This is a genomic window from Acidovorax sp. GW101-11A03, assembly GCF_059424825.1.
Window position 1 is genome coordinate 1 of record NZ_JBWKZU010000021.1, and the last position, 13,134, is coordinate 13,134.

Consider the following 13,134-nt stretch of genomic DNA (forward strand, 5'->3'; position numbering starts at 1 on the left):
ACTGTGAAGCTGATCAACCCCATCGCCATGGAAGAAGGTCTGCGCTTCGCTATCCGCGAAGGCGGCCGCACGGTGGGCGCTGGCGTCGTGGCCAAGATCATTGCCTAATTGGCAAGGTATATAGGGGTATAGCTCAATTGGCAGAGCGTCGGTCTCCAAAACCGAAGGTTGTAGGTTCGATTCCTACTGCCCCTGCCACTTGAAAGTGGCCCACAACAAGCCCGCCAGACCCTGGCGGGCTTCGGTGTCTTAAGTGATGCCGTGGATCGGAAGCAGGAAACACTCAAAGATGGCCACATCACAGGTTGAAACTGTCAATACAGGCGCAGACAAGGCCAAGCTCGCAGCGGTGGTGGCCTTGGTCATTGCATCGGTAGCGGGCTTTTATTTGCTGGGCAAGCAAGGTGCGGTGGTGCAGTGGGCTGCGCTGATCGTGGGCTTGGTTGCGGCGGCGGGTGTTTTTCTGGTGTCGGAGTCGGGGCGTCAATTTGTCGCTTTTGCGAAAGATGCATGGCGTGAAGTCAAGAAGGTCGTCTGGCCGACGCGCAAGGAAACCCTGCAGATGACTGCGTATGTGTTCGCCTTTGTGGTGATCATGGCGCTATTCCTGTGGTTCACTGACAAGACCCTGGAGTGGGTGTTGTACGACTTGATTTTGGGCTGGAGAAAGTCATGACGACCGCTGCGGAAATCACTGGAGCAGAAGCTCCTGCAGGCGCTTCTGCTTCGGCAAACCCCGATTTGCGTTGGTACATTGTTCACGCCTACTCCGGCATGGAGAAGGCGGTGGAGCGCAACATCCAGGAGCGCATCAGCCGCTCGGGGATGCAGGACAAGTTTGGCCGCATTCTGGTGCCGACCGAAGAGGTCGTTGAAATGAAGAACGGCCAGCGCAAGACGACAGAGCGTCGTTTGTTCCCTGGCTATGTGTTCGTTGAAATGATCATGGACGACGACACCTGGCACTTGGTGAAGCACACCAACAAGGTGACGGGTTTTGTGGGGGGGGCCAAGAATCGCCCCGCCCCGATCTCGGAAGACGAAGTGCAAAAGATCGTCAGCCAGATGCAGGAAGGTACCGACAAGCCCCGCCACAAGATCGAATTCATGGTTGGTGAACTGGTTCGCGTCAAGGAAGGTCCGTTCACGGACTTCAATGGCTCTGTCGAAGAAGTCAACTACGAAAAGAGCCGCGTGCGCGTCTCCGTGATGATCTTTGGCCGCTCTACGCCGGTTGAGCTGGAATTTGGGCAGGTCGAGAAGACCTGACCCGTTGATCCGAAGTCTGGCTTTTCAGGTTTTCGTGTCCAAAAAATGGATGCCGCACTTTTCGACTCGGTGCGGACATCGCGAAGGTGAGTCGTTAACCCCGGGGAGCCGGTGGCTGCATGGTGCAGCGCAGGCGTTATGACCCGTAAGGAGTAAAACATGGCGAAGAAAATCGTCGGTTTTATCAAGCTGCAAGTTCCAGCTGGTAAGGCCAATCCATCCCCACCAATCGGCCCTGCACTGGGCCAGCGTGGCCTCAACATCATGGAGTTCTGCAAGGCATTCAATGCCCAGACCCAGGGTGTCGAGCCCGGCCTGCCGCTGCCTGTGGTCATCACGGCTTTTGCAGACAAGAGCTTCACCTTCATCATCAAGACGCCGCCTGCGACGACTCTGATCAAGAAGGCCATCAAGCTCGAAAAGGGTTCTTCCAACGCATTGAAGGTCAAGGTCGGCAAGATCACGCGCGAACAGCTCGAAGAGATCGCCAAGACCAAGATGAAAGACATGAATGCTGCCAACGTCGACGCCGCCGTGCGCACGCTGGCTGGCTCTGCACGCTCGATGGGCGTGACGGTGGAGGGTTTGTAAGATGGCCAAGCTGACCAAGAAGCAAAAAGCCCTGCAAGGCAAGGTTGACAGTACCAAGCTGTACGCATTCGCCGACGCAGTTGCGATCGTGAAGGAGGCCGCTACGGCCAAGTTCGACGAATCCATCGATGTGGCCGTTCAGCTGGGCATCGATGCCAAGAAGTCCGACCAAGTGGTTCGTGGCGCCGTGGTGCTGCCTAACGGCACTGGCAAGACGACGCGCGTGGCCGTGTTCGCACAAGGTGCCAAGGCGGAAGAAGCCAAGGCCGCTGGCGCCGACATCGTTGGCATGGACGACCTGGCTGCCCAAGTCAAGGCTGGTGACATGCCTTTCGACGTGGTGATCGCAGCCCCTGACGCAATGCGCGTTGTGGGTACGCTGGGCCAGATCCTGGGTCCACGTGGCCTGATGCCCAACCCCAAGGTGGGCACGGTGACGCCTGACGTTGCTACGGCTGTGAAGAACGCCAAGGCAGGTCAAGTGCAGTTCCGCGTGGACAAGGCCGGCATCGTGCACAGCACGATCGGTCGTCGCTCGTTCGACAACGAAAAGCTGCAAGGCAATCTGGCTGCACTGATCGAAGCTCTGAACAAGGCAAAGCCCGCAACCAGTAAGGGCCTGTACCTGCGCAAGGTTGCTGTGTCCTCCACGATGGGCGTTGGCGTCCGCGTGGATACGCAATCCATCGCAGCGTAATTGCGATAAGAAATCTTCAGGCCTGTCAAAAGGCCTGATGTGGTGGGCTGATGGTGCTGTCAAAGGTGCTTTCAGGCCATCCAAGACCGTTGGTGTGCAACTTGTTTGTACTTAATCCCTCTGGGGCCAACGCAGATGGCGATCCCGCTGCAGATGGAATCCGTTCCGAAACAGTTGGTCGCTGCAACAAGAGCGCGCACGAGGGTGAAAACCCAAATGTGCAATTTAAGGAGTAGACCTTGAGTCTTAATCGCAGTGAGAAAGAAGCGGTCATCAGTGAAGTGACCAGCCTCGCCGCTAAAGCTCAAACGCTTGTGATCGCGGAATACCGTGGCATCACGGTCGCCGACATGACCAAACTGCGCGTGGAAGCTCGCAGCAAGGGCGTGAGCCTGAGTGTTCTGAAGAACACCCTGGCCCGCCGTGCTGTGGCTGGCAGCCAGTTTGACGTGGTGGCAGACCAGATGACCGGTCCTCTGATCTATGGCTTCTCCGAAGACGCTGTGGCAGCCGCGAAAGTGGTGGCCGATTTCTCGAAGACCAACGACAAGCTGGTGATTCGTGGCGGCGCTTTCGGTGGCAAAGCCCTGGACGTCAACGGCGTTAAGCAACTGGCCAACATCCCTTCCAAGGAAGTGCTGCTGGCTCAGATTTGTGGCTTGCTTATGTCCCCCATGTCGCGTACGGCCGTTGTGCTGGGCGCACTGGCGGCGAAAAAAGGCGAAGGCGCAGCCGCTCCGGCCGCCGAACCTGTCGCGGCTTGAACGCTCGGCAGTTAACCAACAAAATTGTTAGGAAATCAAAATGGCATTCGACAAAGACGCATTTTTGACCGCGCTGGACAGCATGACGGTCCTGGAACTCAATGACCTGGTGAAGGCCATTGAAGAGAAGTTTGGCGTGAGCGCTGCAGCCATGGCTGCTCCTGCTGCTGCCGGTGGTGGCGCTGGCGCTGCTGCTGCTGAAGAAAAGACGGAATTCAATGTGGTGCTGACCGACGCTGGCGCCAACAAGGTGTCCGTCATCAAGGCAGTGCGTGAAATCACGGGTCTGGGCCTCAAGGAAGCCAAGGATCTGGTGGACGGCGCTCCCAAGAACGTCAAGGAAGGCATTGCCAAGGCTGACGCCGAAGCTGCCGTCAAGAAGCTGGTGGAAGCTGGCGCCAAGGCCGAACTCAAGTAATTCGGTCCCGCTCAAGGGCTGGAGTGCTCCTCAAAGGGCCTCCAGCCTTTGGTGCTTTCAGAGCGCACCCGCAAGCCCTGCCCATTGTTAGGGTTTGCGAGTGTCTTCTGTCAATCCCGACAGCAGAAGACGCCTTGGTTCGGGTGATGTGCAATGCATCACCGTCCGCCATGGTTGGTAGTGGCCAACCGCCAAGCCCGCAAAGACAGCGCTCCTTGCGGGTCAGTCGTCGAAGACCCAGGACTCATGTCTTTGCCCGGAGATCTCATGGCCTATTCCTACACCGAACGCAAGCGAATTCGCAAAAGTTTCGGCACCCGCGATAGCGTGCTCGAAGTTCCCTATCTGCTGCAGATGCAGAAGGACGCATACACCGCTTTCCTGCAGGCTGATAAAGCACCCCAGAAAAGAACCATCGAAGGCCTTCAGGCTGCATTCGACGCTGCCTTCCCCATCGTCTCTCACAACGGCTTTGTGGAGATGAAGTTCATCGAATACAACCTGGCCAAGCCTGCATTCGATGTGCGTGAGTGCCAGACGCGTGGTCTGACCTTCGCCTCGGCCGTGCGCGCCAAGGTCCAGCTGATCATCTATGACCGCGAGTCTTCGACCTCCCAGTCCAAAGTGGTCAAGGAAGTGAAGGAGCAAGAGGTCTACATGGGCGAAGTGCCCCTGATGACCGACAAGGGCTCGTTCATCATCAACGGCACCGAGCGCGTCATCGTGTCGCAGCTGCACCGTTCGCCGGGCGTGTTCTTCGAGCACGACAAAGGCAAGACGCACAGTTCGGGCAAGCTGCTGTTCTCGGCACGCATCATCCCTTACCGCGGCTCGTGGCTGGACTTCGAGTTTGATCCGAAGGACATCCTGTACTTCCGCGTGGACCGTCGCCGCAAGATGCCGGTCACGATCCTGCTCAAGGCCATTGGCCTGAACCCCGAGTCCATCCTGGCGAACTTCTTCGTCAACGACAACTTCCGTCTGATGGACAGCGGCGCGCAGATGGAGTTCGTCTCCGAGCGCCTGCGCGGCGAAGTGGCCCGTTTCGACATCACCGACAAGTCCGGCAAAGTGGTCGTGGCCAAGGACAAGCGCGTCACGGCCCGCCACACCCGCGAACTGGAGCAGTCCGGTACCACGCACATCAGCGTGCCCGAAGACTTCCTGATCGGCCGCGTGGTGGCCCGCAATATCGTCGATGCTGACACGGGTGAAATCATCGCCAAGGCCAACGACGAGCTGACCGAAGCCTTGCTCAAGAAGCTGCGCAGCGCCGGTGTGCAAGATGTGCAGTGCATCTACACCAACGAACTCGACCAGGGCGCGTACATGTCGCAGACCCTGCGCATCGACGAAACGGTGGACGAGTTCGCTGCGCGCGTGGCCATCTACCGCATGATGCGCCCCGGCGAGCCGCCAACGGAAGACGCCGTGCAGGCCCTGTTCCAGCGCCTGTTCTACAACCCCGACACGTACGATCTGTCGCGCGTGGGCCGTATGAAGTTCAACGCCAAGATCGGCCGTGACGAATCCACCGGCCCCATGGTGTTGTCCAATGAGGACATCCTGGCGGTGGTCAAGATCCTGGTGGACCTGCGCAACGGCAACGGCGAAGTCGACGACATCGATCACCTGGGCAACCGCCGCGTGCGCTGCGTGGGCGAGCTGGCCGAGAACCAGTACCGCACCGGCCTGGCACGTATCGAGAAGGCAGTGAAGGAACGTCTGGGCCAGGCCGAGCAAGAGCCGCTCATGCCCCACGACCTGATCAACAGCAAGCCGATCTCGGCTGCGCTGAAGGAATTCTTCGGCGCCTCTCAGCTGTCGCAGTTCATGGACCAGACCAACCCACTGGCCGAAATCACGCACAAACGCCGCGTGTCCGCCCTGGGCCCAGGCGGTCTGACCCGCGAGCGCGCAGGCTTCGAAGTGCGTGACGTGCACGTGACCCACTACGGCCGCGTCTGCCCTATCGAGACGCCTGAAGGCCCGAACATCGGCCTGATCAACTCGCTGGCCCTGTACGCCCGCTTGAACGAGTACGGTTTCATCGAAACGCCGTACCGCCGCGTGGCCGATGGCAAGGTGACGAACGAGATCGACTACCTGTCGGCCATCGAAGAAGGCAAGTACGTGATCGCGCAGGCCAACGCCACCCTGGACAAGGATGGTCGCCTGACGGGTGAGCTGGTCTCTGCCCGTGAAAAGGGTGAATCCATCCTGTGCGGCGCCGATCGCGTGCAGTACATGGACGTGTCGCCTGCACAGATCGTGTCGGTGGCCGCATCGCTGGTTCCGTTCCTGGAGCACGACGACGCGAACCGCGCGCTGATGGGCGCCAACATGTCGCGCCAGGCCGTGCCTGTGCTGCGCCCCGAAAAGCCCCTGGTGGGCACGGGTATCGAGCGCGTGGCTGCTGTGGACTCGGGCACGGTGGTCACTGCCAACCGTGGCGGTATAGTGGACTACGTGGACGCCACCCGCATCGTGGTGCGCGTGAACGACGACGAAGCCGTGGCCGGTGAAGTGGGTGTGGACATCTACAACCTCATCAAGTACCAGCGTTCCAACCAGAACACGAATATCCACCAGCGCCCCATCGTCAAGAAGGGAGACAAGCTGGTCAAGGGTGACGTGGTGGCCGACGGCGCATCGACGGACTTTGGCGAAATCGCCATCGGCCAGAACATGCTGATCGCCTTCATGCCCTGGAACGGCTACAACTTCGAAGACTCGATCCTGATCTCCGAACGCGTGGTGGCCGAAGACCGCTACACCTCGATCCACATCGAGGAACTGGTGGTCATGGCCCGCGACACGAAGCTGGGCGCTGAAGAAATCACGCGCGATATTCCGAACTTGTCGGAGCAGCAACTGAACCGTCTGGACGAGTCCGGCATCATCTACGTGGGCGCCGAGGTGCAACCCGGCGACACGCTGGTCGGCAAGGTCACGCCCAAGGGCGAGACCACCCTCACGCCTGAAGAAAAGCTGCTGCGCGCCATCTTCGGCGAGAAGGCTTCCGACGTGAAGGACACCTCGCTGCGCGTGGACCAGGGCTCGTCGGGCACCGTGATCGACGTGCAGGTGTTCACCCGTGAAGGCATCCAGCGCGACAAGCGCGCCCAGCAGATCATCGATGATGAACTCAAGCGCTTCCGCCTGGACCTGAACGACCAGCTGCGCATCGTCGAGGCCGACGCGTTCGACCGTATCGAAAAGCTGCTGACCGGCCGCGTCGCCAACGGCGGCCCGCAAAAGCTGGCCAAGGGCACGAAGATCGACAAGGCTTATCTGGCCTCGGTCGAGAAGTTCCACTGGTTCGACATCCGCCCTGCTGAAGACGAAGTGGCCACCCAGCTCGAATCCATCAAGAACGCGCTGGAGCAGACGCGCCACAGCTTCGACCTGGCCTTTGAAGAAAAGCGCAAGAAGCTCACGCAAGGCGACGAGCTGCCTGCGGGCGTGCTCAAGATGGTCAAGGTATACCTGGCCGTCAAGCGCCGCCTGCAGCCTGGTGACAAGATGGCCGGCCGCCACGGTAACAAGGGTGTGGTGTCCAAGATCGTTCCGGTTGAAGACATGCCTTACATGGCCGACGGCACGCCTGCCGACATCGTTCTGAACCCGTTGGGCGTGCCCTCGCGGATGAACATTGGCCAGGTGCTGGAAGTCCACCTGGGCTGGGCCGGCAAGGGCATTGGCCAGCGCATTGGCGACATGCTGCGCGAGCAGGCCAAGGCGGCTGAGCTGCGCAAGTTCCTCGAAGAGGTCTACAACTCGCGCGGCCGCAAGGAAGATCTGTCGCAACTGAGCGACGACGACCTGATGGCGATGGCGGAAAACTTGACCAACGGTGTGCCTTACGCAACGCCTGTGTTCGATGGTGCTTCGGAAGAAGAAATCAAGGACATGCTCAAGATCGCCTACCCGGACGACATCGCCGAGCGCAAGGGCCTCACGTCCACGCGCACCCAGGCGTACCTGTTTGACGGCCGCACGGGCGAGCGCTTTGAGCGCCCGACGACCATCGGCTACATGCACTACCTGAAGCTGCACCACTTGGTGGACGACAAGATGCATGCCCGCTCGACCGGTCCTTACTCGCTCGTCACGCAGCAGCCGCTGGGCGGCAAGGCCCAGTTCGGTGGCCAGCGTTTCGGGGAAATGGAAGTGTGGGCGCTGGAAGCTTACGGCGCCGCTTATGTGCTGCAGGAAATGCTGACCGTGAAGTCCGACGACGTGGTGGGCCGTACCAAGGTGTACGAATCCATCGTCAAGGGCGAACACGCCATCGAAGCCGGCATGCCGGAATCGTTCAACGTGCTGGTCAAGGAAATCCGTTCGCTGGGCCTGGACATCGAGCTGGAACGCTCCTAAGCAGAAAAGGAAAGAGTCACTATGAAATCGCTACTCGACCTGTTCAAGCAATTCACGCCGGACGAGCATTTCGATGCCATCCGCATCGGCATGGCTTCGCCCGAGAAGATCCGTTCGTGGTCTTTCGGTGAAGTGAAGAAGCCCGAGACCATCAACTACCGCACGTTCAAGCCCGAGCGCGACGGCCTGTTCTGCGCCAAGATTTTTGGTCCCATCAAGGACTACGAGTGCCTGTGTGGCAAGTACAAGCGCCTGAAGCACCGCGGTGTGATCTGCGAGAAGTGCGGCGTTGAAGTCACGCAAACCAAGGTGCGCCGCGAGCGCATGGGCCACATCGACCTGGCCGCGCCTTGCGCCCACATCTGGTTCCTGAAGTCGCTGCCTTCGCGTCTGGGCCTGGTGCTCGACATGACGCTGCGCGACATCGAACGCGTGCTGTACTTCGAAGCCTATGTGGTGACCGACCCCGGCATGACCCCGCTGAAGAAGTTCAGCATCATGTCCGAGGACGACTACGACGCGAAGCGCAAGGAATACGGTGACGAGTTCATCGCCAAGATGGGCGCGGAAGGTATCAAGGACCTGCTGGAATCCATCGACATCGACCTGTCGATCGAGAAGCTGCGCGGCGACCTGACCGGCTCCGAAGTCAAGGTCAAGAAGAACGCCAAGCGCCTGAAAGTGCTGGAAGCGTTCAAGAAGTCCGGCATCAAGCCCGAGTGGATGGTGCTTGAAGTGCTGCCCGTTCTGCCACCGGACCTGCGTCCGCTGGTGCCACTGGACGGTGGCCGCTTTGCGACCTCCGACCTGAACGACCTGTACCGCCGCGTCATCAACCGCAACTCGCGTCTGCGCCGCCTGCTGGAGCTGAAGGCTCCCGAAATCATCGCGCGCAACGAAAAGCGGATGCTGCAGGAAGCCGTTGACTCGCTGCTGGACAACGGCCGCCGCGGCAAGGCCATGACAGGCGCCAACAAGCGTGCGCTGAAGTCCCTGGCCGACATGATCAAGGGCAAGAGCGGTCGCTTCCGCCAGAACTTGCTGGGCAAGCGCGTGGACTACTCTGGTCGTTCCGTGATTACCGTGGGCCCAACGCTCAAGCTGCACCAGTGCGGTCTGCCCAAGCTGATGGCTCTGGAGCTGTTCAAGCCTTTCATCTTCTCGCGCCTCGAAGCCATGGGCATCGCGACGACGATCAAGGCCGCCAAGAAGGAAGTCGAATCCGGCACCCCCGTGGTGTGGGACATCCTGGAAGAGGTCATCAAGGAACACCCCGTGATGCTGAACCGTGCGCCTACGCTGCACCGTTTGGGCATCCAGGCCTTTGAGCCCATCCTGATCGAAGGCAAGGCCATCCAGCTGCACCCCCTCGTTTGCGCGGCCTTCAACGCCGACTTCGACGGTGACCAGATGGCTGTCCACGTCCCGCTGTCGGTGGAAGCGCAGATGGAAGCCCGCACGCTGATGCTGGCCTCCAACAACGTGCTGTTCCCCGCTTCGGGCGAACCCTCCATCGTGCCTTCGCAGGACGTGGTGCTGGGCCTGTACTACGCCACCCGCGACCGCATCAACGGTAAGGGCGAAGGCCTGGTGTTTGCGGACACCGGTGAAGTGCAGCGCGCGTTGGACGCAGGCCAGGTCGAACTGGCCGCCAAGATCACGGTGCGCATGACCGAGTGGAGCAAGAACAAGGAAACCGGTGAGTTCGAGCCATCGACTTCGCTGGTGGAAACCACCGTGGGCCGTGCGCTGCTGTCCGAGATCCTGCCCAAGGGTCTGCCGTTCTCCAACATGAACAAGGCGCTCAAGAAGAAGGAAATCTCGCGCCTGATCAACGTGTCCTTCCGCAAGTGCGGTTTGAAGGAAACGGTGGTGTTTGCCGACAAGCTGCTGCAAAACGGCTTCCGTCTGGCCACGCGCGCCGGTATTTCCATCGCCATTGACGACATGCTGGTGCCGCCCCAAAAGGCCGGCATCATCGAGCGCTCCGAGAAGGAAGTGAAGGAGATCGAGCAGCAGTACGTGTCCGGTCTGGTCACCTCTGGCGAGCGCTACAACAAGGTGGTGGATATCTGGGGCAAGGCCGGCGACGAAGTGTCCAAGGTGATGATGGCCCAGCTGTCCAAGCAGAAGGTCGTGGACCGCCATGGCAAGGAAGTGGATCAGGAGTCCTTCAACTCCATCTACATGATGGCCGACTCCGGTGCCCGGGGTTCTGCTGCGCAGATTCGCCAGGTGGCCGGTATGCGGGGTCTGATGGCCAAGCCAGACGGCTCGATCATCGAAACGCCTATCACCGCGAACTTCCGCGAAGGTCTGAACGTGCTGGAGTACTTCATCTCCACCCACGGTGCCCGTAAGGGTCTGGCCGACACGGCGCTGAAGACCGCCAACTCCGGTTACCTGACGCGCCGTCTGGTGGACGTGACGCAGGATCTGGTCGTGACGGAAGAAGATTGCGGCACCGCCAATGGCTCGCTGATGCGCGCCATCGTTGAAGGCGGTGAAGTGATCGAATCGCTGCGCGACCGTATCCTGGGCCGCACCGCAGCCGAAGACGTGCTGCACCCCGAAACCCGCGCCGTGCTGGTGTCTGCCGGTGTGATGCTGGAAGAAGACCTCATCGAGGAACTCGAAGCCGCTGGTGTGGACGAGGTGAAGGTGCGCACCGCGCTGACCTGCGAAACCCGCTACGGCCTGTGTGCCAAGTGCTATGGCCGCGACCTGGGCCGCGGCGGCCTGATCAACCTCGGCGAAGCCGTGGGTGTGATCGCTGCCCAGTCCATCGGTGAGCCCGGCACGCAGCTGACCATGCGTACCTTCCACATCGGTGGTGCCGCTTCGCGCGCTGCCATCGCATCGAGCGTGGAAGCCAAGTCCAACGGCGTGATCGGCTTCAATGCCACGATGCGCTACGTGAGCAACACCAAGGGCGAGCTGGTGGTGATTGCGCGTTCGGGTGAAATCATCATCCAGGACGAGCATGGCCGCGAACGCGAACGCCACAAGGTGCCTTACGGCGCGACGCTGACGGTGAAGGCCGACCAGACCATCAAGGCTGGCACCATCCTCGCCAACTGGGATCCGCTGACGCGCCCCATCATTACCGAGTTCGCCGGTCAGACCAAGTTCGAGAACGTCGAAGAAGGCCTCACGGTGGCCAAGCAGGTCGATGAAGTGACCGGCCTGTCCACGCTGGTGGTGATCGACCCCAAGCGCCGTGGCGCAGCCAAGGTCGTGCGTCCGCAGGTGAAGCTGATCGATGCCCAGGGCAACGAAGTGAAGATCCCTGGCACCGACCACTCGGTGACCATCGGCTTCCAGGTCGGCGCGCTGATCCAGGTGCGCGACGGCCAGGACGTGGGCCCCGGCGAAGTGCTGGCGCGTATTCCGGTCGAAGGCCAGAAGACCCGCGACATTACCGGCGGTCTGCCCCGCGTGGCCGAGCTGTTCGAAGCCCGTACGCCGAAGGACAAGGGCACGCTGGCCGAAATGACCGGCACGGTGTCGTTCGGCAAGGAAACCAAGGGCAAGGTCCGTCTGCAGATCACCGATCCCGAAGGCCGCGTGTTCGAAGAACTCGTGCCCAAGGAAAAGAACATCCTGGTGCACGAAGGCCAGGTGGTGAACAAGGGCGAATCGATTGTGGACGGCCCCGCCGACCCGCAAGACATCCTGCGTTTGCTGGGCATCGAGGAACTCTCGCGCTACATCGTCGATGAAGTGCAGGACGTGTACCGCTTGCAAGGCGTGAAGATCAACGACAAGCACATCGAGGTGATCGTTCGCCAGATGCTGCGCCGCGTTGTGGTCGAGAACGTCGGCGAGTCGAACTACATCGCTGGCGAACAGGTCGAGCGGTCCGAGATCCTCAACACCAACGAGGCTCTGCAGTCCGAAGGCAAGATCCCCGCGACCTACAGCAACCTGCTGCTGGGTATCACGAAGGCATCGCTGTCCACCGACTCGTTCATCTCGGCCGCTTCCTTCCAGGAAACGACCCGCGTGCTCACCGAGGCTGCCATCATGGGCAAGCGCGACGAGCTGCGTGGCCTGAAGGAAAACGTGATCGTGGGCCGTCTGATCCCTGCCGGTACCGGCTTGGCTTACCACCAGGCACGCAAGGCCAAGGACGCCATGGACGACGCCGAGCGCCGCGCCATTGCCGAAGCCGAAGCGGCTGAAATGGCTGCCCAGTCTGACGCCTCCGAGGCCGACGGCAGCAGCGTCACCGCGACCGACGCAGCGGCCGACTAAGCCTTCCGGCTGTCACTGAAACGCTCCCGCCCTGTCCCCTGGCAGGCCGGGGGCGTTTTTCATGGAACGCCGGAACGCCCAGGTTCTTTCCTTTTTTTTCTCACCCCTTTTCCCGGGCTGGAGCGCGTGCAACCCGCGCCACCAGCAACTGCGCATGTTGTGGTCATCGCCCCTTTTCTGGATCGCTTTTGCCGTCCTCCTGTTCTGGGCCCTTGGGGCCTACAACCGCCTGATGCGGCTGCGTTCGGCGGTGGTGCAGTCGTTTGGCAGCTTTGACGCCCACATGGTGCGCCTGGTGGCCTTGATGGGCGAGTTTGATGCTGCGATCGCCGTACAGCGGGGGCGCCTGCTGGCCGGTGCGGGCGAGCAGGAGGTGGCGGCCTTGCAAGGCGCTACCACCCAGCTGAGTGCCTCGCTGGCCGTGGCGCGCGCGCGCCCGCTGCAGCCAGAAGCGGTGGCGGCCCTGGCTGCAGCGCGCGATGTGTTGCTGGCCACCTGGCTGGGCGCCGTGGGCGTGGTGCAACCCGCCACCGGGGCCCCAGACGCGGATGCTGTGACGGAGGCAGCGGCGGAGCCCGCCCTCACGGCCCTGTCGATCTGGCAGATCCGCTGGGACGAGCACCAGCAGCAAAACACCCAGGCCATCCAGGTGTTCAACGATGCGGTGCTGCATTACAACGCAGCCATTGCGCAGTTCCCGGCCAGCCTGCTGGCCTGGGTCTTTGGCTTCAAGGCGGCGCGCGCGCTGTAGCGCGGTC

The 13,134-nt window shown here is 61.0% G+C and carries 10 protein-coding genes and 1 tRNA gene; all 11 read left to right on the forward strand.

The genetic code is table 11. The annotated features are described in order from the left end of the window. The coding region (locus AC07Z7_RS10870) for an EF-Tu C-terminal domain-related protein (RefSeq protein ID WP_494766270.1) at positions 1-108 on the forward strand (108 nt) is incomplete at its 5' end. 14 nt (positions 109-122) lie between these two features. Further along, positions 123-198 (forward strand) — tRNA-Trp (locus AC07Z7_RS10875). 91 nt (positions 199-289) lie between these two features. Beyond that, on the forward strand, positions 290-676 hold the full coding sequence (secE, locus tag AC07Z7_RS10880; protein ID WP_137748877.1) for a preprotein translocase subunit SecE: 387 nt from the start codon (positions 290-292) through the stop codon (positions 674-676). Then, positions 673-1,269 (forward strand): transcription termination/antitermination protein NusG, encoded by a 597-nt coding sequence (gene nusG / locus AC07Z7_RS10885; protein WP_094289381.1) that lies wholly within the window; start codon positions 673-675, stop codon positions 1,267-1,269. Before secE ends, nusG begins: the two co-directional genes overlap by 4 nt. A 159-nt stretch (positions 1,270-1,428) precedes the next feature. After that, positions 1,429-1,860: a 50S ribosomal protein L11 gene (gene rplK / locus AC07Z7_RS10890; protein ID WP_094289379.1), complete on the forward strand. Its 432-nt coding sequence runs from the start codon at positions 1,429-1,431 to the stop codon at positions 1,858-1,860. A 1-nt stretch (position 1,861) separates the two neighbouring features. After that, on the forward strand, positions 1,862-2,557 hold the full coding sequence (rplA, locus tag AC07Z7_RS10895) for a 50S ribosomal protein L1 (RefSeq protein WP_094289377.1): 696 nt from the start codon (positions 1,862-1,864) through the stop codon (positions 2,555-2,557). Positions 2,558-2,796: 239 nt separating this feature from the next. Continuing rightward, positions 2,797-3,321 carry a 50S ribosomal protein L10 gene (gene rplJ / locus AC07Z7_RS10900; protein ID WP_063459214.1) on the forward strand — a complete coding sequence of 175 codons (525 nt, stop codon included), beginning with the start codon at positions 2,797-2,799 and terminating at the stop codon, positions 3,319-3,321. Between the two features lie 40 nt (positions 3,322-3,361). Beyond that, positions 3,362-3,739 carry a 50S ribosomal protein L7/L12 gene (rplL, locus tag AC07Z7_RS10905; RefSeq protein WP_005797571.1) on the forward strand — a complete coding sequence of 126 codons (378 nt, stop codon included), beginning with the start codon at positions 3,362-3,364 and terminating at the stop codon, positions 3,737-3,739. Between the two features lie 267 nt (positions 3,740-4,006). Next, a complete protein-coding gene (gene rpoB / locus AC07Z7_RS10910) occupies positions 4,007-8,119 on the forward strand; it encodes a DNA-directed RNA polymerase subunit beta (RefSeq protein ID WP_094289375.1) in 4,113 nt (1,370 codons plus the stop codon). Positions 8,120-8,140: 21 nt separating this feature from the next. Then, positions 8,141-12,376 (forward strand): DNA-directed RNA polymerase subunit beta', encoded by a 4,236-nt coding sequence (rpoC, locus tag AC07Z7_RS10915; protein ID WP_094289373.1) that lies wholly within the window; start codon positions 8,141-8,143, stop codon positions 12,374-12,376. Positions 12,377-12,530: 154 nt separating this feature from the next. Continuing rightward, complete coding sequence (locus AC07Z7_RS10920) at positions 12,531-13,127, forward strand: LemA family protein (RefSeq protein ID WP_494766236.1); 597 nt, start codon at positions 12,531-12,533, stop codon at positions 13,125-13,127. The last annotated feature ends 7 nt before the right edge of the window (positions 13,128-13,134 follow it).